Annotated in this window: 23 protein-coding genes; 6 read left to right on the top strand and 17 right to left on the bottom strand. The window is 57.4% G+C overall.

Going from position 1 to position 22,428, the window contains the following annotated elements; all coding sequences use genetic code 11:
* Positions 1 to 4: 4 nt before the first annotated feature.
* Both HMPREF9237_RS00065 and HMPREF9237_RS08695 read left to right on the top strand, forming a co-directional pair.
* Positions 5 to 562, top strand: a complete 558-nt coding sequence (locus HMPREF9237_RS00065; protein ID WP_016441662.1) for a dihydrofolate reductase — start codon at positions 5 to 7, stop codon at positions 560 to 562.
* Positions 563 to 637: 75 nt separating this feature from the next.
* Complete coding sequence (locus HMPREF9237_RS08695) at positions 638 to 1,498, top strand: SGNH/GDSL hydrolase family protein (RefSeq protein ID WP_196800210.1); 861 nt, start codon at positions 638 to 640, stop codon at positions 1,496 to 1,498.
* A gap of 22 nt (positions 1,499 to 1,520) precedes the next feature.
* Here the strand turns inward: HMPREF9237_RS08695 and HMPREF9237_RS00075 are convergent, their stop codons facing one another.
* Entirely contained in the window at positions 1,521 to 2,894 is a 1,374-nt protein-coding gene (locus HMPREF9237_RS00075; protein ID WP_039898362.1) for a class II fumarate hydratase, read from the bottom strand.
* A 296-nt stretch (positions 2,895 to 3,190) separates the two neighbouring features.
* Between HMPREF9237_RS00075 and HMPREF9237_RS00080 the strand changes: the two genes are divergently transcribed.
* Positions 3,191 to 3,979 (top strand): hypothetical protein, encoded by a 789-nt coding sequence (locus tag HMPREF9237_RS00080; protein ID WP_016441665.1) that lies wholly within the window; start codon positions 3,191 to 3,193, stop codon positions 3,977 to 3,979.
* Positions 3,980 to 4,014: 35 nt separating this feature from the next.
* Here the strand turns inward: HMPREF9237_RS00080 and HMPREF9237_RS00085 are convergent, their stop codons facing one another.
* The 11 genes from HMPREF9237_RS00085 to mtnA form a co-directional block, all read right to left on the bottom strand.
* Positions 4,015 to 4,788: a nucleoside phosphorylase gene (locus HMPREF9237_RS00085; RefSeq protein WP_016441666.1), complete on the bottom strand. Its 774-nt coding sequence runs from the start codon at positions 4,786 to 4,788 to the stop codon at positions 4,015 to 4,017.
* A 19-nt stretch (positions 4,789 to 4,807) separates the two neighbouring features.
* Positions 4,808 to 5,590, bottom strand: a complete 783-nt coding sequence (locus tag HMPREF9237_RS09095) for an MTAP family purine nucleoside phosphorylase (protein ID WP_016441667.1) — start codon at positions 5,588 to 5,590, stop codon at positions 4,808 to 4,810.
* Between the two features lie 5 nt (positions 5,591 to 5,595).
* Positions 5,596 to 6,360, bottom strand: coding sequence for an SDR family NAD(P)-dependent oxidoreductase (locus tag HMPREF9237_RS00090; protein ID WP_016441668.1), 765 nt, complete (start codon positions 6,358 to 6,360; stop codon positions 5,596 to 5,598).
* Positions 6,357 to 6,977 carry a class II aldolase/adducin family protein gene (locus HMPREF9237_RS00095; protein ID WP_016441669.1) on the bottom strand — a complete coding sequence of 207 codons (621 nt, stop codon included), beginning with the start codon at positions 6,975 to 6,977 and terminating at the stop codon, positions 6,357 to 6,359. The genes HMPREF9237_RS00090 and HMPREF9237_RS00095 overlap by 4 nt, the downstream gene beginning before the upstream one ends.
* Before the next feature lie 18 nt (positions 6,978 to 6,995).
* Positions 6,996 to 7,769 carry a GntR family transcriptional regulator gene (locus HMPREF9237_RS09100; RefSeq protein ID WP_016441670.1) on the bottom strand — a complete coding sequence of 258 codons (774 nt, stop codon included), beginning with the start codon at positions 7,767 to 7,769 and terminating at the stop codon, positions 6,996 to 6,998.
* A gap of 1 nt (position 7,770) precedes the next feature.
* Positions 7,771 to 8,220 carry a cupin domain-containing protein gene (locus tag HMPREF9237_RS00105; protein ID WP_016441671.1) on the bottom strand — a complete coding sequence of 150 codons (450 nt, stop codon included), beginning with the start codon at positions 8,218 to 8,220 and terminating at the stop codon, positions 7,771 to 7,773.
* Positions 8,201 to 9,121, bottom strand: coding sequence for an ABC transporter permease (locus HMPREF9237_RS00110; protein ID WP_016441672.1), 921 nt, complete (start codon positions 9,119 to 9,121; stop codon positions 8,201 to 8,203). Before HMPREF9237_RS00110 ends, HMPREF9237_RS00105 begins: the two co-directional genes overlap by 20 nt.
* Complete coding sequence (locus HMPREF9237_RS00115) at positions 9,121 to 10,320, bottom strand: ABC transporter permease (protein ID WP_016441673.1); 1,200 nt, start codon at positions 10,318 to 10,320, stop codon at positions 9,121 to 9,123. The genes HMPREF9237_RS00110 and HMPREF9237_RS00115 overlap by 1 nt, the downstream gene beginning before the upstream one ends.
* Positions 10,310 to 11,830, bottom strand: coding sequence for an ABC transporter ATP-binding protein (locus HMPREF9237_RS00120; RefSeq protein ID WP_016441674.1), 1,521 nt, complete (start codon positions 11,828 to 11,830; stop codon positions 10,310 to 10,312). The genes HMPREF9237_RS00115 and HMPREF9237_RS00120 overlap by 11 nt, the downstream gene beginning before the upstream one ends.
* A 66-nt stretch (positions 11,831 to 11,896) precedes the next feature.
* A complete protein-coding gene (locus HMPREF9237_RS00125) occupies positions 11,897 to 12,958 on the bottom strand; it encodes a BMP family ABC transporter substrate-binding protein (protein WP_016441675.1) in 1,062 nt (353 codons plus the stop codon).
* A 21-nt stretch (positions 12,959 to 12,979) separates the two neighbouring features.
* Positions 12,980 to 14,002 (bottom strand): S-methyl-5-thioribose-1-phosphate isomerase, encoded by a 1,023-nt coding sequence (mtnA, locus tag HMPREF9237_RS00130; RefSeq protein ID WP_016441676.1) that lies wholly within the window; start codon positions 14,000 to 14,002, stop codon positions 12,980 to 12,982.
* A 122-nt stretch (positions 14,003 to 14,124) separates the two neighbouring features.
* Here mtnA and HMPREF9237_RS00135 point away from each other — a divergent pair, with 122 nt between their 5' ends.
* The 3 genes from HMPREF9237_RS00135 to HMPREF9237_RS00145 are packed head-to-tail and all read left to right on the top strand — an operon-like array spanning position 14,125 to position 16,488.
* Positions 14,125 to 14,418 carry a YgjV family protein gene (locus HMPREF9237_RS00135; protein WP_016441677.1) on the top strand — a complete coding sequence of 98 codons (294 nt, stop codon included), beginning with the start codon at positions 14,125 to 14,127 and terminating at the stop codon, positions 14,416 to 14,418.
* A gap of 39 nt (positions 14,419 to 14,457) precedes the next feature.
* Positions 14,458 to 15,414, top strand: coding sequence for a nucleoside hydrolase (locus HMPREF9237_RS00140; RefSeq protein WP_016441678.1), 957 nt, complete (start codon positions 14,458 to 14,460; stop codon positions 15,412 to 15,414).
* 15 nt (positions 15,415 to 15,429) lie between these two features.
* Complete coding sequence (locus tag HMPREF9237_RS00145; RefSeq protein ID WP_039898110.1) at positions 15,430 to 16,488, top strand: hypothetical protein; 1,059 nt, start codon at positions 15,430 to 15,432, stop codon at positions 16,486 to 16,488.
* Between the two features lie 11 nt (positions 16,489 to 16,499).
* Here the strand turns inward: HMPREF9237_RS00145 and tal are convergent, their stop codons facing one another.
* The 5 genes from tal to nrdD form a co-directional block, all read right to left on the bottom strand.
* Entirely contained in the window at positions 16,500 to 17,600 is a 1,101-nt protein-coding gene (tal, locus tag HMPREF9237_RS00150; RefSeq protein WP_016441680.1) for a transaldolase, read from the bottom strand.
* Positions 17,601 to 17,636: 36 nt separating this feature from the next.
* Positions 17,637 to 18,047: an OsmC family protein gene (locus HMPREF9237_RS00155; RefSeq protein WP_016441681.1), complete on the bottom strand. Its 411-nt coding sequence runs from the start codon at positions 18,045 to 18,047 to the stop codon at positions 17,637 to 17,639.
* A gap of 36 nt (positions 18,048 to 18,083) precedes the next feature.
* Positions 18,084 to 19,373 (bottom strand): OFA family MFS transporter, encoded by a 1,290-nt coding sequence (locus HMPREF9237_RS00160; RefSeq protein ID WP_016441682.1) that lies wholly within the window; start codon positions 19,371 to 19,373, stop codon positions 18,084 to 18,086.
* A complete protein-coding gene (gene nrdG / locus HMPREF9237_RS00165) occupies positions 19,357 to 19,986 on the bottom strand; it encodes an anaerobic ribonucleoside-triphosphate reductase activating protein (protein WP_016441683.1) in 630 nt (209 codons plus the stop codon). The genes HMPREF9237_RS00160 and nrdG overlap by 17 nt, the downstream gene beginning before the upstream one ends.
* Positions 19,987 to 20,085: 99 nt before the next feature.
* Positions 20,086 to 22,245 (bottom strand): anaerobic ribonucleoside-triphosphate reductase, encoded by a 2,160-nt coding sequence (gene nrdD, locus HMPREF9237_RS00170; RefSeq protein WP_016441684.1) that lies wholly within the window; start codon positions 22,243 to 22,245, stop codon positions 20,086 to 20,088.
* Positions 22,246 to 22,428 lie beyond the last annotated feature (183 nt).

Here is a 22,428-nt window from a genome sequence, read left to right on the forward strand (position 1 = left end):
CAGAATGCTCATTGCACAAATCTGGGCGGAAGCGCATGATCACGCCCTCGCAAAGGGCTTGCGCCTGCCCTGGAATGTTCCGGAAGATTCGGCCTTCTTCCGGGCAGCGGTCCGCGGGCGGCCCGTCATGATGGGGCGGAAAACCTGGATCTCGGCGGGGCGGCGGCCCATGCCCCACTCCCCCACCATCGTGGTGAGCACCCAGCAAGATTTCGAGGTTCCCGGTGCGCAACTAGCCACACATCTCGATGAAGCTTTCGCGCTGGCCCGCGCTACCGGAGCGGATGCGGCTTGGGTATGCGGGGGCGCCGGGATCTATGCCGAAACCCGGGAATGCTCGCACATACTCATCCGTACCGTTATCGATGCCGATGTGGATGCCGATATTTTCGCGCCCGCCATCGGCCCGGGCTGGGAACTCCGGCTGCGCTCACCCGGAAACGATTGGCATACCTCGCGCGCTGGGCTGCGCTATCGATACGAAGCCTGGGCTCGCCCCGGTGTTGCTATCCCGCAGAATCTGCTTCCCGCTACCCCGGATGCGGCCTGGCAGGTGGCCTAAATGCCGCGCGCGGGTGCCTTCTACCGCGGTCTGCAGAGTGCACGTACAGCGCGTGCTGCCGTGGCACTCAGCTGTGTGGCGTGCACACCCGCCAGCGATGCCGGTGGCCCACCCTCTCCCACCCCGCGGCCCATCACCGCCATCGTGCAGCTAGGTGATTCTTTTTCCTCCGGTAACGGGGCAGGCAACTACGAAGAAGATACCTGCCGGCGTTCCCCGGATAACTACTCGGCCCCGCTCGCCCGCGAACTCGGTGCCAGCTACACCAACGCCTCGTGTTCCGGGGCGCGCACATCCGATATTGCCGAACAAGTCAGCGCCGTCACTCCCGATACCTCGGTCGTTTTCCTCACCGCCGGCGGCAACAACGCCAACTTCGCCCGGATTATCAGCTCATGTTTCGTGCTCCGTACCCCGAATAGCTGCGAAGATGCCATGAACAAGGCCACCGCGGCACTTCCGGCTATCGAAGAAGCCACCGTAGAGATCCTGCGGGCCATCGATACCGCCTCCCAGGGCCAGGCCACCGCTATCCTGGTCGGCTACCCGCGGCTCTTCGCTGAACACTCCTACCTCATCCCGCCGGTGGCGGAAAGTTACGGTGCGGGGGCTACACTCGCCCGGCTCCAGGATGCTGCGGATGCCCTGCAAGAACGCGCGGCCGCCCAATTGCGGGAAGAAACCAGCTCCGCGCGTTTCCTCTTTGCCTCCACCCAGGAGCTATTCGCCGGGCACGAACCGCGTGCGCAAGCTTTCCACGATAATGAAGAAGCCTGGCTGGTCTCCCCCTTCTCATCCTCCGATGTTCGAGCGTGGATGCATCCCACCGCGCACGGCTACCACGTCGAAGCTACCTACCTGCGCGAACTCCTCGCCCGTGCCGGCTTCGCCATCCCCGCTAGCCCCGCTAGCCCCGAAAGTACGCCGCTCCCCTAGAGGTACACCTAGCGCCGGACACCTAGCGAGCTTCCGGCTTGGTCATCGCTGCGGGATTCACCCAGGCATCGAAATCCGCCGCACTCACCTCTCCCGAAGCTAAGGCGACGTCGCGCAGCGAACTCCCGGTGGCCTGGGCGGCGCGAGCCAGCTTGGCTGCGGCGTCGTACCCGATATGAGGGGCGAGTGCCGTGACCAGCATGAGGTTGCGATCCAGGTGCGCGGAGATGACATCGGTGCGCGGGGCGATGCCGGCCGCGCAGAAACGTTCGAAAGTGCGCAGGGCGTCACCGAGCAAACGCACGGCCTCCAGCACCGAAAACACCATGACCGGCTTGTACACATTGAGCTGGAAATTCCCTTGCGAGCCGGCGAAAGCCACCGCGGCGTCGTAACCAAAAACCGCGACGCACACCTGCGTAAGGGCCTCCGCCTGCGTCGGATTCACCTTGCCCGGCATAATCGAAGAACCCGGCTCGTTATCCGGAATCGCGATCTCACCGATACCGGTTCGCGGGCCAGAAGCATACCAGCGGATATCGTTCGCGATCTTCATGGCTGCCCCAGCCAACGTGCGCAGGCTCGCGGAAAAAGCCACGAGGTCATCGTGCGCGGCCAGAGCCGCGGGAAGATTCTCCGCCGGGCGGAAAGGCAAACCGGTAGCTTCCTCGAACAGCTCGCACACCCGCGCCGCGAAACACGGATGGGAATTCAGACCGGTGCCCACCGCGGTCCCGCCGAGCGCCACCTGGTACAGACCCGCAACGCTGGCCCGCACCCCCGCGAGCGCGCCCTCCAGCTGCGCCGCCCAGCTGCCCACCACCTGATCCCAGCGGATCGGGGTGGCATCCTGAAGATGGGTCCGCCCCACCATCACTACATCAGAAAACTGGCGAGCGCGGGCATGTAGTGTAGCCGCCAGGCTCTCCACCGCCGGGATGAGGTGACGGTGCGTCTCCCGAGCCACCGCCACGTACATCGCGGTCGGGAACACATCGTTGGACGACTGGCCCTTATTGACGTGGTCATTGGGGTGAACCGGGCTTTTGCCGCCGCGCTGGCCGGTGGCAATTTCATTCGCGCGGGCGGCAATCACCTCATTGGCGTTCATATTTGTTTGGGTGCCCGAACCGGTCTGGAACACCTTGAGGGGGAATTCCGCGTCAAGAACCCCCTCGGCAACCTCGCTGGCGGCCGCTGTGATAAGGGAAACAAGCTGCTCGTCCAGCACCCCGAGCTCACCGTTGGCGCGGGCGGCCGCACCTTTGAGCAACCCGAACGCGTGGATCAGGGGACCACCCCAGATGTAACGTTCCCCACCGATGGGGAAATGCTGGAGCGAGCGAGCCGTCTGCGCGCCCCAATAGTGCGCGGCGGGCACCGCAACCGGGCCCATCGAATCCGTTTCCGTGCGGGTGAGCTGATCCGCGCCCGTGAGCTGATCCACGCGAGTGCGGCGATTCGTGCCGGTGAGCTGATCTTTCGTCATGATTCCAAGGGTAGCGCCTATCCGGGCGGGAACGGCCAGGCCATCTGGGTTGTCACCACCGTGCCGACCGTCGCCTTTGCGAAGCCAGAGTGGCATCGCTCACGCTCACGGTATTTAGCCAGGAAAGACCGCCGTGGGCCGGTCATAAACATCTGCGCGCGCCGTGTTTATTAGGTAAAGTCAGGCGCGGACAAAGGAGGGGCATGGCTACGGAGCGGCGGCGCGGTTCGCGGGCACTTGATACCCCCACGCGCGGCAAACGCGCCTCCAAGCCCGCGCCTTCTTCCACCACGGAAAAAGCCTCGCTCCGGGACGAGCGTGACCAGCTGCGCGCGGAGTGCGAGAAGTTGCGCGCAGAGCACAAGAAGCTTCGCGATGAAGGCACCGCGCTCCGCCACGAAGCGGAACTGTTGCGCACGGAAAATTCGCAGCTGCGCGGCGAGCGCGAGGGTGCGCGGGCGGAGGTCGCCACTTTCCAGACCCGCGTGACCGAGCTAGAGGGCCTGGTGGCGGATTTGCGCCGTCGTGAAAAAGAGTTGGAAGCGGGCGTGGTGTACGCCTCGGGCGTGGAACAAAGTGCCGTGACTGCGCAGGCCCGCAGCGAGGACGCGATGCGACGCGCGGCCCGCCTGGTTGCGCGCGTGCGTAGTTTAGAGCAGCAGCTAGAAGAAGAACGACGGCGCTACGCGGCCCTCGAGGCGGCGGGTCGGGCTCGGGAAGCACGCCTGACCGTGGATTCGGCGCGCACCTCCGCCGCGCATGAGGAACGTTACACCAGCCAGATCCGCACTCTTGAGGTGCAGCTGCGCGAGGCTCAAGCGCAGCTGGCCGCCGCCCGCGTCCAGCTGGACACCGGCGAAGATGAGCTGGCCGAAGCCCGTACGGAGCTAGGCGAGGCCCGCTCCCAAGCGCAAACCCAGCGCTACCTGAGCCTCGGGCTGGGAGGACTCGCGGCAGCGCTGGGTATTGCTCTACTCATTGTGCTTCTCTAGTAAGACGGCACGTTCAGTGCCTCAATGTATTGTGCTTATTCCAATGAAGCTAACACCTTCAGCGAAGTTTCCAATGTGGCATCAATAGCTTTTGTAACAATTTCACGATCAGGTTCGTAGGAGGTCATGTCCTCGTCCTCATCCTTGAGGGGATTGCCGTCGATGGCCAAGATCGCGCCCGATTTGACTCGGTGGATTGAAGCCGTAATGAATAGCGCAGCTACCTCCATCTCAACTCCGATTGCCCCGGCATCGCGCCATTTTGGTTGGTCATTGCCAAGAATCGGACTCGGATAGAAGTTAGCGCTGGTAATAACTACTCCCGAATGCGTATTCAAGTCGGATTCTTCCGCGGTGTGCACAAGACTACTTGTAACCTGAAGATCAGGAACCGCAGGATAATTCATAGGAACGACAAGTTCTGTGTAGCCGTCACAGCGCACAGCACCAGTGACAACAAGAAGATCTCCGTCGACCACATCGCGCTGTACGCCACCCGCTGTACCAGCACGGATGATGTATTTTGCGCCGCCTCGACACAGCTCTTCAAAGCAGCACGCGGCCCCCGCAGCACCGACGCCATGCGAGGCAACCGTAATGAGTTTTCCTCCATATTCCCCAACGTAGGAATGGTATTCGCGATTTTTTGCAATGGGCTTTGCGTTGGTAAGAAGACCAGCAGCTTTTGCCGCTCGATCTGGGTCACCAACGACCAAAACTCGATCCGCAAGTTCCGCTACCGGGATTTTCGTGAGAGCCAACGTTTCATCCTGCCCCTGCCGAAGCGGAACATATTCATTCTTACTCATCTATTTCTCCTTTGAAATTCTAAATATCTGAAAGTGCATCGTGGCATGGGCAAGAAGGGTCCACCTCCAAGCGAGCTACAGTTTCCGCAAGTGCTTTTTTAATTCGAGGCTGTCCATCGGCCACGGTTCGCCACACCAAGCCCGCGGTAACCGGATCATCCTGAACGCCTTCAACTCCCGCATCCAGATCTGAAACAAACGAGAGATTGCAGACACACATCCCCAGTTCACGAGCCAAAGTCGTTTCCGGGTGTTGTGTCATTGAGATGACGGAGAACCCTAGTTTTTGGAACACCTGTGACTCTGCACGAGTGGAAAAGCGTGGCCCTTGGATAACCACTGCAGTTCCACCGTCATGGTATTTCTCTTGCAAGCTGTCCAACGCTGCTACCGCAGCATCGTGCAAACGAGGACAGTATGGATCCGCTACCGACACATGGATAACCTTGGGTCCTTCGTAAAAGGTTTGATCCCGGCCCCAGGTGCGGTCAAAATACTGGTCCGTTATGACGAAGTCTCCCGGTGCGTAGTCAGCACGCAGAGACCCCACCACAGACGAGGTAACCAGCGTAGAAACACCAAGATTATGAAGCGCTTTGATATTTGCCCGGTAATTAATCATATGGGGTGGAACGCCATGATCCTTACCGTGCCGTGTCATGAAAGCGACTTCTTTTCCTCCGATTTCTCCAATAGATACTGCAGACGAAGGCCTTCCATATTCAGTATCTACAACAACATGTTCTGGGTCCTCTAGAAGTTCATATAGTCCGGACCCACCAATGATTCCCACCTTTGGCATTTCTATCACCATCCTGCTACTGCGGACATGCCACCGTCGACAACAAGGTCATGCCCACTAATAAAGCTGGCCGACTCCGATGCGAGGAAGACGCACGCACGGCCAATGTCTTGTGTATTTGCTGTTCTTCGGAGCGGAACCCCCGCCATCCAACTTTGGTAACCTGCCGGCCAACTTTCAGCCAACCTACCGTCACTATCGATGAGGCCAGGTGAAACCGAGTTAACTCGGATCCCGTATTTTCCAAATTCCAAAGCAAAATTGCGCGTCATCATTTTTACCCCGGCTTTGGAGGCATCGTAATGCGCGTGATTCATTGCCGGAATCGATGCCTCGACCGAGGCGATGTTGATGATAGAGCCAGCTACATTCGCGTGCACCATCCGAGATGCCATCTTTTTCGAGACAATAAACGTCCCGTTGAGATTGACATTTACTACTTGCTTCCATTGCCCGACCGTCATCTCTTCGAGCGAGATCACAGGTTGAACGCCAGCATTGTTGACGAGCACATCAACATTTCCACACTGTTGGAACGCTGCTTCGATCATTTCGTCAACGTCGGCTTCGGAGCAAATATCTCCAACCACCTGGAATGCAGATACGCCTATATCACGCAGTTCTTTTGCAAGTTCATTTGCTCTGGTGCTTTCACGCAAAGAGTGCACGATGACCGAAGCACCCGCCTGCGCAAAGACATGAGCAATTCCAGAACCGAGATTCCCATCGGCTCCCGTAATCAAAACGACTTTATCTTTTAGTTCGCTCATGCGTGAATCAGCTCCACTCCTTCGGGGAATGCGGTCTCTTTATCCCCGAGCAACATTGCTCGGTACGTGTTCTGAGCAGCCTGTTCTAATAGGGATGCACGCCTGAAAGCCATCTCAGGGTCTTCGCCAACCGTGCAGCAACCGTGGTGCGCAAGTATTGCACAGTTATGTTTTTCCATCTCACGCGCAGTCTCATCGGCAAGTTCGTCCGACCCATTGGGATAATAGGGAACAACACCAACAGACTTCACGTACAAAGCATCATCAAGCGTAAAGAACCGAATCTCGTAACCCAGAGCATTGAGTAGCACTGCCGTTTGGGGATGTAAATGGAAAACCGAATTGACATCCGAACGGGTCCGATAGATTCTGTCATGGAGTTTCCACTCACTTGAGGGCCGAGAATCGAAAGGACCGGTTTGCCCAATTTTCATTCTCGCGAAAGATGCCGGGGTTAGTTCATCAAGCCAGGTACCCGACTTGGTAATAAAATACTCATCGGAGTCAGGGATACGCACCGAAATATTACCGCCAGATCCCAGGACTAGTCCCGAGGATACTGCAGTATGTGCGTGCCGAATCAGGCTATCCACCAACTCCTCTGTCGTCTTGTACAATTTTCCTCCATGTGTTTGTCAACTTCTTACTCGCATCATCGAGAACTGAAAACGTCCCTCGCGGAAATACGTCTTGGCGAACAGAATCGGCAAATGATCTCTATCAAAATGCAACTGGTACAACCCTAAGAATGACTCGTCACGAGCTTCGTGTTGCATCCCAAAATCGCTCCCTACAACCGCATGTAGATCGGTCGAGGCGTATTTGATCGAGTGCCCCACAAGATCGCATAGTGCAAAAATCGAGCCGTGTATCGACTGCACATCGAATCCAGGAGGGAAGATTCCGGCGCGTATGACTTCGAACGATACCGAAACCATCGCTTTATTCGCTTCTACTTCACGACGAGTTTCGATAACTGGTTCATCATCCTCGAGACGCAGTAGCTTTATTTCTGTTTCGGTTGCCGCACGGAGACGTTTTTCGGTATATCGAATCGTTGGATCCATCCCCGCTGACGCAATTGTCTGAGTCATCGATGTTAACTCTGAGAGGTTAGAAGCCATCACCGCTTGCACGTCAGTAACAAAGGTTCCTGAGCCCCGGCGACGAATAACTAAACCCTGAGCGGCCAACTCTTGTAATGCCGACCGCAAGGTATTTCGAGATACCCCAAGTTCCGCTGCAAGCACCGGTTCAGAGTCCAGCGCTTCGCCCGGTTCCCACTCACCCGAATGGATTCTCTTTCTTAGAACCGATGCCACTTCCGCGGCCGCACCGACATTGGGGGCGCGTGTGACCACTGGAGTTACCGGGTTATCAGAATGCGGATAAATAGGGCTCAGAGTCATATCATTTCCCTTCGTCGTGCTTTTGCAATGACTTTATCCCATAGGCATCCTGCATCTCCTTACTTGCGATTTCGAACCCTTCCCAAGAAAAGCCTGGGGCCATAGTTGTACCCAGGAGAGTCCACTCTCCTAGAGACATCGATCCTTGCCACACGCCAGCTTTCACCACGTGCTGAGGTCGCTGTCCTGCCCTCAAATCGTTCCCGAGTATCGTTTCCCTGCGTTCACCGCTTTCATCTATTTCGACTAGAAGCAACGGTGCCCCGGCATACCAGTGATATACCTCGGGACCGCTCAATCTGTGGAGTTCAGACCACTGATCTCCACCCACGAGGTAGTAGATCGCCGTGGAATACTCATCCGCATAGGTTTGCCGATGCAGTCCTCCTTCCTGGTCAAGCTCAGAAAGATCTAGCAGCTGTGCAATTTCCTCACGTGTCAATGGATTCACGTTTCGTCTCCTCCTTCTTTTTCTTGACAAAATTCACTGTCGTAAGCAATAGCGCTAGCAAAGTAACGACATACGGTGCGGCATCGGTTACCTGCGTCGGAATCCCAATTCCCTGCGCTCGGAAACCAAGCGCTTCAGCCGTACCAAAGAGGGCCGCGGCACCGAGAACCCCAATAGGATGAGAACGTGCGAGCATGACTGCCACAACCGCAATCCACCCACGCCCAGCGGACATCTCTTCAGAGAATTGCACAACGTTCCCCAATGCCAGCTGAGCACCACCTAGTCCGCACAGGAGGCCCGAAATGATGACCGCAGCGTACTTGTACGAAACGGGATTCACGCCAAGGGTTTGTGCCGCGAGTGGCTTTTCTCCAACCCCACGAAGCCGCAACCCAAGTGGCGTACGGAAGATAACGATCCATGCGACGAAAACAAGTACGAATGCGAGGTAGCCCAGCACCGTTTGACTGAATAGCGCATTTCCAATCCACGGAATGTCACTGAGCAAGGGGATCGAATAGGTTTTCAATCCTACGATCCGCGGATCCACGAAGGTACCCGATGTGTGGAAAAGCCCCACCAAAAGGAAGGAGGTGACGCCCGTCGCCAGAATATTCATAGCGACGCCAATAACGATTGGTTCCGCCCCGCGGTTGACGCTCCCATAGGCCAAGATCAATGTAAAGACTCCCGCAGCAAACATGCCTCCCAGCGCACCCGGGAAAGCACTGCCGGTGTAATACGAAGTTGCCACCGCAAAGAAGCACCCGATCAAGAGTTGCCCCTCAAGCGCAATATTGAATATGCCTGCTTTATCGCAGATCAAACCGCCGAGCGCAGCAAACAAAATTGGAATAAGAGCTCGAACAATAGAATCGATGAGTGCAGCATCAAACATTACTTCTCGCCTCCTTCAGCAAAGGCGTATTTTTCGGCCTGAGATTGTGATGGCGATGTATTACCTGTCGTTTCATCATCAGGGTCTATCTTCTGCTTCTTCTTGAAGGACGGAAGCGCAACCCTGAATACGATCAAAACGATAACGACGCCCTGAATTACGGCAGCAATCTGGGGAGACATTCCCAAACCTCGGCTCATTGAACCAGCGCCTGCCATAATGGCACCGAAGAACAACCCCGCAATAAGAACTGCGTAAGGACGGTACAGGGCTAGAAGTGCAACCATCAAGCCGGTCCATGCGTACCCGGACGATAGCAGAGCTCCGTCAATAAGACGTGTTTCGGGAGCTCCGATCGTTAGCATCACGCCAACAAGCCCGGCTATCCCACCGGACAGAGCCATAACTTGGAGGCTGAGCTTCCGCTCACTCCCACCGCCGTACCGAATGAACATTGGATTCTTGCCGTTGAGGCCGGATTCATATCCAAAAATGGTATTCCGGTTCACGTACGCCATTCCGATCACGACTAGGAGAATGATAACGAATGACCAATTCACAGAATTACCGATAGTGGAAATGAAGTTACCTCGTCCAAGGCTTTCCGATATCGACTTGCCGAGCCCGGATTTCAAGGGGAGAAGCATGGGGATCTGAACGTCAAGAGATATCTGTTCCGAGGCAACCATCTGCGATGACTGGTCTTTCAACGGGTATCGAATCATCCACGACGCGAAGAAGCGAGCCGGATATGAGAGTAGAAGCGACGTGATGAGGATTGGTACCCCGGGCCAGAACTGCAAAACACCAGAGAGCAACGCCCAGAGCATTCCGCCGATAATGCCACCGAGAATGGCACATAGCATGACAAGCATGCCGGGACCAGGCATATAGAGAGCCACCATGCCGCCCACTAGCCCGCCCATGATCATTTGACCTTCAGTGCCGATGTTTAGAATCCCGGATCGGAAAGCAACCGCTGTCGCCATTGCCATTCCAGTAAGAGGAATCGCTCGCTGAATTGCATTCGTCACTCCGGCAGAGGTAAGGAATGAGCCCTCTGCCATCGTTTTATAGGCATCTGTGGGTGAATACCCCGCAGCAGCGATAAATATCGCTCCGATTATAAACGCAGCAAGAATTGACAGAGGAATCGGCCCCGCCAACCAACGCAAAGTCGCGTTCATTTTAGTCTTCATTGTTTAGTACACCTCCTGCCATGAGTAGGCCCAGCTTGCTTTCAGTGGCTTCGCCAACTGGCATCTCGGCTACTATCTCGCCTTCATACATGACGGCAACGCGAGTGGATAGCGAGAGAATCTCACTGAGTTCCGCGCTAATCAGGAGAATTCCACCACCAGCATCTCGATAGTGGGTCAACGTCGAATGGATAAACTCAATAGCTCCAATGTCAACACCACGGGTTGGCTGCTCCGCTACTAATAGTGGTGAGTTGTATTCCAATTCGCGCGCAATGAGTATCTTTTGCAGATTTCCACCAGAAAGGGTGCCAACCGCAATACTCTCATTCGCGATCTTGACTGAGAATTTCTCAATAAGCCGTCGTGCGAAAGATGCACGGGCAGTGCGATCAATGATTCCTTTCCGTTTAGTCAATTCTTTGCTGCGATGGTGCCCCATTGCTAGATTCTCTTCAGCAGATGCATCGGGCGCCGCGCCCACGCCTTGCCTATCTTCCGGGATATACGAAAGTCCCTTTTCGCGCCGTTTCCGCACAGTTGCTCTAGTAACATCAGATCCCGATATGGCTACTGAACCGCTCGTGATTGGAATCAGACCCGCGATGGCACTCGCTAATTCGCTTTGTCCATTTCCGGCTACTCCAGCTATTCCAAGAATTTCTCCCTCGCGAACTTCGAGCGAGAGATTACGAACTTTCGCTTGCTTTTGGGAGTCTTGAACGCAGAGGTTCTTCACCTCAAGCACCGTGCGTCCCGGAGCGAGTTGGGAGGGCGCCTGCGTAAGGTCAACATCACGCCCCGTCATCGCGTGCGTGACTGATTCCGGAGTTGCTTCAGCAGTATTCATTCGAGCTACCACTTGCCCATCTCGCAAAACAGTAACCCGATCAGAGATTTCCATAACCTCACGGAGTTTGTGGGTAATAAGAATGATCGTCTGACCCTGCTTCTTGAGCTGCCGCAAAACATCAAATAATTGGTCTGTTTCTTGCGGCGTCAACACGGCCGTTGGTTCATCCAGGATCAATACCTTCGCACCTCGATAGAGAACCTTAATGATCTCGGCGCGTTGCAGAAGACCTACCGGCGCATCTGCTACGCGCATAAGTGGATCAACATCCAAACCAAAACGTTGCGCGTAACTTTCAACAATTTCGACAGCTTCAGACCGATTAATCAATCCTCCGGTTGTTGGTTCCTTTCGGAACACAACATTCTCAGCAACCGTCATGGACGGGAACATCTGGAACTCTTGGAATACCATTCCAATTCCTGCCCTGATGGCATCCAGAGGGCTTGCGAAGTGGACTTCCTTCCCATCGAGGAAGATCGAACCTTCATCCGGAGTGTAAAGTCCAGACAGGATAGACATCAGGACTGATTTCCCCGCGCCGTTCTCGCCCATGAGCGCATGAATCTCACCCTTATTCACCGAAAAAGTGACGTTCTTATTCGCCTGGACACCGGGGAAGGATTTTGTGATGCCTCTCATTTCGATATCAAGCATTGGCATCCTCCCTTCTTACAAAACTGGAGTGGGGCCGTGTAGGTTTCCAGCCCCACTCCATTGGGATTAGTTAAACTTGCCGGTTGCGTCAGGTGGCGTGATTTCGCCGTCGATAATTTTTTGCTTGATTTCCGCAAGCTTCGCAACCACATCAGGATGATCCATGACCGTGCATTGCGATTCGGCCGCACCCGGAGCGAGCGAAACAAGATCCATTCCGCCTTCTGCCAAGCCGAAGGATGAGAATGATTCAGCCTGTCCAGCATCAATCTTGTCGATAAGTTGTGGAATCAGCGAATCCATGAGTTTCAGAGTGCCGTCACCAACTCCGCCAGGAGTCAGCGGGCACTGATTCACATCTACGCCGTACCCGGTTACACCGCCACTTCCAGTCGCCTCAAAAATGCCACCGTTGGATCCGGAAGCTACCGCGAAGATATGGTCCACTCCCTGAGCAACTAAAGCAGATGCCTGCTCCTTGGCTCGTGCAGGATCGGAGAAGGGACTGTCACCGCCGATGAACAGCTGTTGGTCGGAGACCGCAGGATTGGCAGCCTTGGCTCCCGCTGCGTACGCATCGGTGTACCGGTGAATGAACGGAATGTCCACCGCTCCGACCGAGCCTACGCGATTGCTCTTTGTGAGCAACCCCGCCTCATATCCAAGTAGATAGGCAGCTTCGTGCTCGCGGAAGACTGCACAGTACATATTTGACGGGTAGGGGCCCGGCGGGCAGTCGTCAATGTGAATGAACTTCTGGTCCGGATAACGTTCCGCATATTCGAACGCCACATCAGTGTAGGAATACGTAATCGTTACGATATAGTCAGGGTTTTCGGCAATCGCTTGATCCATATTTTGCCGGATCGAGGTCTGGTCTGAATTTCCCTCATAAACCTTGGCGGTTCCACCGTGCTTTTCGGCGGCTTTTTCAACACCAATCTTTCCTGATTCCAGGAACTTGTTTACACCGATGGGATCATTTGTCAGGTAAATATAAGTAGGGCCATCAGAACCGCCATTAGCAGTTCCGTTATCGGCGTTGTCACTTCCACCGCACCCAGTGAGTGACAGGGCAGCGACACCTAAGATAGCCGCAAGCTTTGACTTCGCCTTTGAAGTAGCCACGCTGTTCTCCTTAGCTAATTTCTATTTTGTGCGAATTGGTCCGAGAGGTACCGTTGCGAGTGTTTCACCACGATCAATACGAATGACTCTCCGATCCGTGACAATAGCGGTGATATTCTCGTGCGGCGTCACGTCAAAAGCGGGATTAATAGCTTCTGTGCCTTCAGGAGCTGTCCGGACTCCGTGGAAGTTTGCAACTTCCTCGCTACCACGATCTTCGATCTTGATATCAGCACCCGTCTTCGTCGCCATGTCGATCGTAGATTCCGGAGCCACGATAATGACCGGAAGATTCATCGCCTTAGCGCCGAGCGACAGCGAGTAAGTACCAATTTTATTAGCAGTATCACCATTAGCTGCAATGCGATCTGCGCCGGCGAAGAACGCCTGGGCAAAGCCCCGACGAAGTAGGAAAGGCCCCGCGGAATCAACAATGAGTCGGTAAGGTGCTCCCATTTGCTGGAGTTCCCACGCGGTAAGCCGCGAGCCCTGCAGAAGGGGACGAGTTTCAACGGGAAGCGCTTCCTTGAGAGTTCCTCGCTCAAACATGGTCTGGATAACACCGAGGGCGGTTCCCCGCTCCACGCACGCCAAACCACCGGTGTTGCAGACAGTCATAACCGAATGCTGCCCTTCACCAAGCAGTTCTTCCATAAGATCCGCGCCATATTGCCCCATGGAGTAACACGAAGCAATGTCCTCATCGCGAATCTTGAGAGCTTCTTCCAGAATCCTGTCTTTACCTTTACTCGCGTACTGCATAACGCGTTTAACGCCCCAGGAAAGGTTGACGGCCGTCGGACGAGCATTTGCGAGGCGATCTGCAGCATCTTCTAAGTCACTTCCGCTCAAGCCCTGTTGAGCGACTAGTGCGACACCGAGCCCTCCAGACACTCCGAGAGCGGGTGCACCGCGTACAGCCAGTCGCTTGATGTCGTCAATAAGCTCGTCAAGATCTGACACTTTTCGTACCACCAGTTCACCCGGCAGTTTCGTCTGGTCAATGAGTTCAATATGCCCATCGATCCAATCAATAGTCCTCATTGACTACCTCCTTCATCTTGTAAGTTGTTCTACAAGCCTGTCACAGCTGTGCTATCTTGTCAATAAGTTGCTCTACATCTACATCTATTGTTGGACATGTACTCACAAGGGGGTAAGTACGTATGGATCAGAAAACGTTACTTGAGGCTTTCGGATGGCTAGGATCACTCCTTGTCGTTCTTTCGCTAATCCTGCCTAACCAAAGAAAGTTTCGCTTTTGGAACTTTGTCGGCAGCGGTATCGCCGCTATTTACAACCTCATACTGGGCATTTGGCCTATGGTTATCATGAATACAGCAATCGTCGTCATTGATCTTTACTGGCTCCAACGACTCATGCGAGAGGAGCGTAACCCCCGGAAAGATGCAGATTCTGACGCGCATTCCCCGGCGTCAACACCCACTTCCAATACATAAGGACCTGCAAAGAAATTTCAACACCCACAGGAGTTTTCAATGAAGAAGCTAATCCTAGATCTTGATACTGGAATCGACGATTGCCTGGCGCTTGCCTACGCTTTAGGTTCCCCGGAAGTGGAAATTATTGGTATCACCGGAACGTTCGGGAACGTTCAACGGGATACGGGCGTTCAGAACAGTCTCGCCCTTCTTGACCTGTTCGGTCGTCAAGACATTCCCGTATTTGCCGGAGCTTCCCACGCACTCCAACGTTCTACCTTCGATGTCCAAGAAGCATCGGCACTCATTCACGGTAGAAACGGCCTCGGTAACGTACAGATCCCGAAATCCAACCGTCAGCCTGAACATGCACCTGCTTGTGACTTCCTTATCGAATCCGCAAAGGAACATGGCGAGAATCTAACACTAGTGGCAACTGGACCGATGACTAACCTTGCCCAGGCTTTGGAAAAAGACCCAGAATTCCACAATGGATGCCAGATCACCATCATGGGCGGTGCCTTAACAGTTCCGGGCAACTGTAATCCAGTACAAGAGGCAAATATCTCCCAGGATCCAGAAGCTGCCGATATACTGTTCCGTTCTGGAACGGCGATCACCATGGTCGGTTTAGACGTGACACTACAAACACTCCTTACGTACAAAGAAACCGCAGCCTGGCGGCAAATTGGAACACCCGCAGCGAACTACGTGGCTGAGATAACGGATTCATACATCCAGGCATACGGCACAATCGCCCCGTATTTAGGAGGCTGTGGACTTCACGATCCGCTCGCGGTAGCTATAGCAATAGATCCATCGCTCGCCTCTTTCTTCACAACTAATCTGAAGGTCGATTTGTCAGAACCTTTCCGCGGCAGGACAATCGGAGACGAGCAGCGCCTTAACAATCCGCATAAGACCGTCAAGGTAGCACTCACGGTCGATGCTGAACGCTTTTTAAAGGAGTTTATGCACCGCGTATCTACTCTCCTACGCAGCCGCACGTTCTAGAAACGGCACCCAAGCGTGATCTTCGGCGGCGAATTCACTTCTCTCCCGCACCGCTGCGCCCCGCGTGCTCTTCCGGTTCCGCCCGGTGCGATGCTGGTGCAATCGGGGCGCCAGGCCCTCGGCCTTATCGCCCAGGCTCTCGCCGCCCGCGGTATCCGCCGCATCATCGCGCCGGGCTTTCTGTGCGCGACCGCGGTCGAGCCTTTCCAGCTCGAAGGCATCCGGGTCCACTGGGTGCAGGTCGGCCCGGATCTCCTGCCCGCCCCGGCCCGGCTCGCCCCGCTCCTCACCGACCCGCTGCGCTGCGCGGTCCTCATCTCCACCACCTTCGGAGCTTGGCCCGCGCCCGAGTTGCGCGCCGTGCTTGCGGAGTGGGAGGGCCGCGGTGGCGTCGTCGTCGCCGATCTCACGCACGCACCCTTCGGTGCCGCTACCCAGGACGTCCCGGCACGTTATGCCGCGGCATCGTTGCGGAAGTGGTTTCCGATTCCCGACGGCGCCTGGGCGCTCGGCCCCTCGCTTCCCGCCGCGGCTGCGGGTAATGCGGCGGCGCGCGAAGCGACCCGGCGCGGCCTGCTGCAATTGCGCGGGGAGGAGAACGACGGCGCAGCTGAGGCCGCCATCGATGCCGCTCTCAACCCGAGCTCAATGAGCGGGCCCGCCCGGGATATTCTCAGCCACCTGGATATTGCGGCGGCGCTGGAACGGCGGCGTGCAAATGCCCGGGTCCTGCGCGCGGCATTGCTGAACGAGGGGGTGCCGGAGGCTGCGCTATTCCGCGGCGGGGAAGAAAGCTGCGCGGCTACTAGCACCGCGACCGCGAGCAACGCGCCCGCTAGCCATGCTCCCTACGCGCTCGCGCTCCACCTGGACGCCCTACCGCCGCACTGGCCCGCCCCGCACCATTGGGCCGAGCGCCTCGCCGCCCACGGAGTTTTCACCCCCGCTTTCTGGCCGCGCCTGACCCATATGATCGACTGGCCACATGTCCTCGCCCTACCCATCGACCAGCGCTACACACCCGCGCAGATGCCGGAGCTGGCGCTGCGGGTGGTGCAGCACTGGGCAGGGTAGAACAGGCAGACTTAGCGGGCAGCCGCGAGCGCTGCGCTGACCGTTTCGCTCAGTTCTTTCCAGGAGACGATGAACTTCTCCACGCCTTCGCGTTCGAGCTGGGCGGCCACATCGCCCATATCCACGCCCACCGCGGCGAGTTCCTCGAAGACCCGGTGTGCCTGCCCGTAGTTTTCACGCACGGTATCCCCGGTGATGTCCGCGTGATCCGCGGTGGCCTCCAGGGTTTTCTCCGGCATGGTGTTCACGGTTGCGGGAGCCACCAGCTCGGTGACGTAGAGGGTATCCGGGTAATTCGGGTTCTTCACCCCGGTGGATGCCCACAGCGGGCGCTGGGCATGCGCGTGGTCCGCGGCCAGCACGGTGAAACGTTCGGACGCGAATTTCTTTTCGAAGATTTCGTAGACCAGGCGGGCATTGGCCACCCCGGCCTTGCCGCGTAGTGCCAGGGCTTCCTCGGTACCGATCTTCTCCAGGCGGGCATCCACTTCAGTATCCACGCGGGAAACGAAAAGCGAAGCCACCGAGTGAATATCGCTGAGGGCATGCCCGGAACGCTGGGCCTTTTCCAGGCCGGCGAGGTAGGCATCCACGACCTCGCCGTAGCGCGCCAGGGAGAAAATCAGGGTGACGTTCACGGAGATCCCGTGCCCGATCACTTCGGTAATAGCGGGCAGGCCTTCCTTCGTGGCCGGGATTTTGATCATGGCATTCGGGCGGTTCACCCGGTCCCACAGCTGGCGGGCCTGGGCCACGGTAGCCGAGGTATCGTGTGCTAATTCCGGGGAGACTTCGATGGAAACACGCCCGTCTTCCCCGCCTGTTTCCTCAAAGATCGGGCGGAATATATCGCAGGCGTCCTGCACGTCCTTGATAATGATGTCGAAAATGGCCTCGTCGCCATCCTTGCCGGCCGCCGCGGTGGCGGCCACCTGCTCGGTATAGCTTTCCCCGTTGCGCAGGGCCGCGGCGAAAATTGTGGGATTCGTGGTCACGCCCCGCACCGTATGCGTATCGATGAGGGAAGCGAGATTCCCGGAGGCAATACGCTCGCGGGATAGATCATCCAGCCAGATACTCACTCCGGCGGCGCTCAAGCTAGCGGTACTCATGCTTGCTGTCCTTTCTCAGTGGTACCCGAAGGCATCCTAGTTACCCGCAGCGTCGCGGATCTCCAGGTTGTGCGGGGCGGGGTGGTCGAGAGTGCGACCCACCGTGCACGCCCGCTCAATGGCGCGGTCCACCCGCCCCAGTAGCGCAGCGCGTGCCTCTTCTGGCATATCGGCAAACTCCACCTCGAGGGCGGTATGGAAAGCGGTGAAGCGGTTTTCCTCGCGGTTCGCATCCGCACTCACCGTGAACGTGGCGTGATAATCCTCCCCGAGCGCCTGCTCAAAACGGGAATCCGCGCTGAGGGCCTGGCACCCGGCCACCGCCAGCTGCATGAGTTCCCCGGGGGTAAATTGTTCGGGGCCTTTCCCGATTTCCACGCTGGCACCGCGATCATTAACGGCGGTGAAATGAAGATGCCCGATACGCCGGGCAGAGAGCTGAGCCATAGCTACCTCCTTGTTTCTTTCACTTTACGGGAAAGCTCAGCGCCGTGGTGAGCGCGCTTTCCACCAGCGGAAAAGTCCGGCCAAGAAAAGACCGACCGCTGCCAGTACGCAAGCTCCCCAGAGCGCGGGCGTGAAGGAGCCCCCGTGGGCACCGGCACTTGCCGCGGCCCAGCGTGGGGCGACGACGGCGGCCAGTGAGAAACCGAGGAACATGAGGCCGTAGTTGGTTCCGTTATGGCGCGGCCCGAAGCTTTGCATGGTCAGCGGCGCGAAGAGACTCATGGTGCCCCCGAAAGCCAGGGCCACGAGGATGGCTCCGGTGAGGAAGAGCGCCGTCGCCCCGCGCCCGGATAGCGCAAGAAGCGCGAGCCCACCGGCCGCGCAACCGAGCACCGCCACCAGGCACAGCGGGATGCCGATACGGTCGGAAAGCCAGCCCCAGGCCAGCCGCCCGGCCGCGTTCGCAACCGCGAAAAGCGAGACGGTGAGAGCCGCGGTTGCGGCGTCGAACCCAATACTGGTGGCAAGCGGCGCCATATTGGCGTTCACCATGATGCCACCGAACGCGGCCATAACGAAAATAGCGAGGATAAGCCAGAACGTGGGAGTGGCGAGCATCTGGCGCGGGCTGAGGCTCGCGCGCGGCCCGGCGGCTGCGGCGGTGCCCGCCGGGCGGGGCAAATAGGCCCCGTATTCTTCCCGGAAGGGACGCACCAGGAAGATAACCGCAGCTGCGTTAATGACCGTGAAAGCGATTCCGAGAATCACGAGGGCGCTCCGCACGCCGTATCCGGCGATGAGGTGCTGGCCGGCCGGGGCGATGATCATGGGGCCGATTCCCATCCCCGCGGTGATCAGGCCGGCCACCATGCCGCGCCGGTCGGGGAAGAAACGCATGGTATTCGTGAGCGCGGCCGAGTAGAAGAGACCCTGGCCGCCGCCGGTGACCAGTCCGTAGCTGAGCACGAAAAGCGGGAGGGAGGGTGCCAGGCCGGCCAGGATATGCCCCAGCCCGAAGCAGATACCGCCCACCGCCATCATCTGGGCCGCGTAGCCGCGCCGCAGCAGCGTACCCGAAGCGATCATAATGAAGGGCACCACCAGGGAGGCGAGCCCGAAAGCCAGCATGATATCCGGGGGTGCCCAGCCGCGGCTGGCGGCGAGCGGGCGCACAAAAATAGAGAAGGCGGTGAGCGCCCCGGTGGTCATAATGGCGAGAAGTGTTCCGATAAGAACGCGGCTGCGGCGCGGCATCGTTGCCGGCGGCTGAACGGCAGGTTCCTGAGCGGCGGGGTGAGTACTGGTCACGTTAGTCGTAATCTCCATTTTTCCAGAGCCGCACCGGGGCTTCGCACCCGGCTTGCATAGCGGCAAATGTTTCGGGTACGTCGATAATGCGCTGATTCTTCGAGCCGCGGAAGGTCAGGTCCCGAATGAACTGGGATTGGATAAAGGGCCCGTCCACCAGCACGTCCACGTGAGAAAGAAGTTCGCGTTTATCTTCGGTTTCTTCCAGGAGCTGCTCGAAGGTGTATCCACTCCAGCTCCAAATTGTTTTGGTATTCCCGAAGCGCTCGCGGAAACGCCGCGCCAAAGGCAGGAGAACCGGGGTATTGAGGAAAGGTTCCCCGCCCACGAAGGACACCCCGGCCACGTAGCTTTTCGCGCAGTCCGCGAGGATGCGTTCTTCGAGTTCTTCGGTATAGGGGGTGCCGTAGCGGAAACTCTGGGCCGCCACGTTATAGCAGCCCGGGCATTTGAAGGGGCACCCGGATACGTAAATTGCGCAGCGTACCCCTTCCCCGTCCACCATGACAAAGGGCTTGTAATCGGCAACGTAGCTGCGGGACAGGCGCCGCCCATCCCAGGCGCCCGGGCGCTTGGGCTGGTGCACCCCCGGAGCATCCGGCGGGGTGGTGAGCAGGCGCAATTCTCGCATTCTTCCTTACCTTTTCACAGTCCCTGAGTCGCAATACTCCCCGCGCCCGGCACATTCGCCGAGTGCGGGGAGCCTTGCGATAGTGCGCCCGCGAGGAGCTTAGGCGCAGGGACCGTCCATGTGCTTGACACGGGAAATGATTTCCTCGTGCCGGCCGTGCACCATGGGGCGCTTGACCGGGTTGCCGAGGTACCCGCAGGTCCGCTTGACGACGTCGCAACGGTCGGGATCATCATTGCCGCAGTTCGGGCACTTGAAGCCTTCCGCCGTGGGATCGAATTCCCCGCTGAAGCCACATTCGTAGCACTTATCAATCGGGGTATTGGTACCCAGGTAGGCCACCTTATCGTAAGCGTAATCCCATACCGCTTCCAGAGCCGCGGTGTTGTGGGTCAGCTTGGGGTACTCGCAATAGTGGATGAAGCCACCCTTGGTGTACTCCGCGTAGGGCGCTTCGAAGTCGATCTTCTCGAAGGGAGTGATCTTCTTGCGCACATCGTAATGGAAGGAATTTGTGTAGTAATCCTTCGCGGTGATATCCGGAACCGCACCGAAACGCTCGCGGTCCATGGAGCAGAAACGGTTGGTCAGGGACTCGGCCGGGGTGGAGTAAACGGAGAACCAGTAGGGGTACTCCTTCTTCCACTGGTCAGCGTACGCGCTCAGGCGGCGCACGATATCCAGCGTGAATTCCTTTGCTTCGGCATTGTGCTCCCACTCGGGGCCGTAGAACGCGGTAGCCGCTTCGTACAGGCCGATGTAGCCAATGGACAGCGTGGAACGCTGGTTGTGGAAGAACTTGGTCACATCCTCATCGCCCTCTTCCGCGCGGATACCCAGGGCACCGTAGCGGTAGAGAATGGGGGCGTTTTCCGGAGTGGCATCCTCGCAGCGCTGGGCGCGGTAGACCAGAGCTTCCTTAACCACCTGCATGCGCTCATCAAAGATCTTCCAGAAACGCTGCTTATCCCCGCGCGCCTGCAGTGCAATACGCGGCACGTTGAGAGTGACCACGCCCAGGTTATTACGCCCGGCGTTCACGGCCTCACCGGTTTCCGGATCCACCCACTTGGGCAGGAAGGAACGGCAGCCCATCGGAGCCTTGTAATCACCTTCCAGTTCGGTGAGGCGATCATAAGAGAGGACATCCGGATACATGCGCTTCGTGGAGCATTCCAGCGCGAGCTGCTTGACGTCGTAATTAGGATCCTCGGGATTGAGGTTAACTCCGCGGCGCAGCCCGAAAACCAGCTTCGGGAAGATCGCGGTGTGGCCATCGGCCCCGATGCCCTTAATGCGAATGGTGAGGATTGCCTTCTGGATTTCGCGTTCGAAACGGTTGGTACCCAAGCCGAAACCAAGGGTGACGAAAGGAGTCTGCCCGTTCGAGGAGTAGAGAGTATTGATCTCATACTCCAGGGACTGCATGGCATCGTAGATGTCTTTCTTCGTCTTTTCCCAGCAGTACTCATCGCGCTTATCTTCAGCGACCCAGCGCTGCGCATCCTTGAGGTGCTTGGCGTAATTGAGTTCCGCGTAGGGGGCAAGCACCTCATCGCAGCGATCCACCGAGCAGCCACCGTACTGGCTGGAGGCCACATTCGCGATGATTTGGGCGATCTGCGCGGTTGCGGTGTTAATGGAACGCGGGGATTCCACCCGGGCGTTGCCGATCTGGAAACCATCGCGCAGCATGCCTTCAATATCGATGAGGCAGCAATTGGTCATGGGCTGGAAGGGGTTGTAATCCAGATCGTGGAAGTGGATATCGCCCTTAATATGAGCATTGGCCACCGCCGGGGGCAGCAGGTACTTGAGAGCGTATGCCTTGGCCACCGCACCCGCGGTCAAATCACGCTGGGTGTTAAATACAGTGGAGTCCTTGTTCGCGTTCTCATTGACCACGGTCTTATCGCGCTGCATGAGCTTATCCAGGGAACGCGAAATATCCATGGCCTGTTCGCGCGCGGTATCGCGATCGTGGCGGTATTCGATATAGGCACGCGCCACCTGCGGGTAGCGGGAGGCCATGAGCACGTTTTCCACTTCCGTTTGAATGGTGGGAACGTCAAGCTTCTCAGCATCAAGATGATCGATCACCGTACGGGTGGCTTCTTCAACGAATGCGTAATCGTCAATGCCCTGGCTGTTCATTGCCAGCGCGATTGCGCGGTAGATCTTACCGGCGTCAAAGCTAACCGACCGACCGTCACGCTTGGTAACAGCTACCCCCGTGGTCGTTGAGGTATCAATCAACATCTTGTGCCTCCGTAAAAATCGAACACTACATATAGTAGTCGTCCGGAATGACACCGGTGTGCTTTGTAGGCCACACGGGCGCGTTTTTTGCGCCGCGGGCATCCCCACCACCCCCGTAAAGGGCGACGTCGCGCCACTCTCAGCTCCACCCCGCCCATTTTATGATGTGTGACACATTTTCAC

The sequence above is a fragment of the Actinotignum schaalii FB123-CNA-2 genome (assembly GCF_000411135.1).
Taxonomy (GTDB): domain Bacteria; phylum Actinomycetota; class Actinomycetes; order Actinomycetales; family Actinomycetaceae; genus Actinotignum; species Actinotignum schaalii_A.

Excerpts from the sequence above, each read along its gene's own strand:
- HMPREF9237_RS00135 (WP_016441677.1), top strand. The coding sequence starts at position 14,125 with ATGGATCAGAAAACGTTACTTGAGGCTTTCGGATGGCTAGGATCACTC.
- HMPREF9237_RS00110 (WP_016441672.1), bottom strand. The coding sequence starts at position 9,121 with ATGTTTGATGCTGCACTCATCGATTCTATTGTTCGAGCTCTTATTCCA.
- mtnA (WP_016441676.1), bottom strand. The coding sequence starts at position 14,002 with ATGAGGACTATTGATTGGATCGATGGGCATATTGAACTCATTGACCAG.
- nrdG (WP_016441683.1), bottom strand. The coding sequence starts at position 19,986 with ATGCGAGAATTGCGCCTGCTCACCACCCCGCCGGATGCTCCGGGGGTG.
- HMPREF9237_RS00090 (WP_016441668.1), bottom strand. The coding sequence starts at position 6,360 with ATGAGCGAACTAAAAGATAAAGTCGTTTTGATTACGGGAGCCGATGGG.
- HMPREF9237_RS00155 (WP_016441681.1), bottom strand. The coding sequence starts at position 18,047 with ATGGCTCAGCTCTCTGCCCGGCGTATCGGGCATCTTCATTTCACCGCC.
- HMPREF9237_RS00140 (WP_016441678.1), top strand. The coding sequence starts at position 14,458 with ATGAAGAAGCTAATCCTAGATCTTGATACTGGAATCGACGATTGCCTG.
- HMPREF9237_RS00160 (WP_016441682.1), bottom strand. The coding sequence starts at position 19,373 with ATGGAGATTACGACTAACGTGACCAGTACTCACCCCGCCGCTCAGGAA.
- HMPREF9237_RS09100 (WP_016441670.1), bottom strand. The coding sequence starts at position 7,769 with ATGACTCTGAGCCCTATTTATCCGCATTCTGATAACCCGGTAACTCCA.
- HMPREF9237_RS09095 (WP_016441667.1), bottom strand. The coding sequence starts at position 5,590 with ATGCCAAAGGTGGGAATCATTGGTGGGTCCGGACTATATGAACTTCTA.
- HMPREF9237_RS00075 (WP_039898362.1), bottom strand. The coding sequence starts at position 2,894 with ATGGGCCCGGTTGCGGTGCCCGCCGCGCACTATTGGGGCGCGCAGACG.
- tal (WP_016441680.1), bottom strand. The coding sequence starts at position 17,600 with ATGAGTACCGCTAGCTTGAGCGCCGCCGGAGTGAGTATCTGGCTGGAT.
- nrdD (WP_016441684.1), bottom strand. The coding sequence starts at position 22,245 with ATGTTGATTGATACCTCAACGACCACGGGGGTAGCTGTTACCAAGCGT.
- HMPREF9237_RS00065 (WP_016441662.1), top strand. The coding sequence starts at position 5 with ATGCTCATTGCACAAATCTGGGCGGAAGCGCATGATCACGCCCTCGCA.
- HMPREF9237_RS00080 (WP_016441665.1), top strand. The coding sequence starts at position 3,191 with ATGGCTACGGAGCGGCGGCGCGGTTCGCGGGCACTTGATACCCCCACG.
- HMPREF9237_RS00085 (WP_016441666.1), bottom strand. The coding sequence starts at position 4,788 with ATGAGTAAGAATGAATATGTTCCGCTTCGGCAGGGGCAGGATGAAACG.
- HMPREF9237_RS00120 (WP_016441674.1), bottom strand. The coding sequence starts at position 11,830 with ATGCTTGATATCGAAATGAGAGGCATCACAAAATCCTTCCCCGGTGTC.
- HMPREF9237_RS00115 (WP_016441673.1), bottom strand. The coding sequence starts at position 10,320 with ATGAAGACTAAAATGAACGCGACTTTGCGTTGGTTGGCGGGGCCGATT.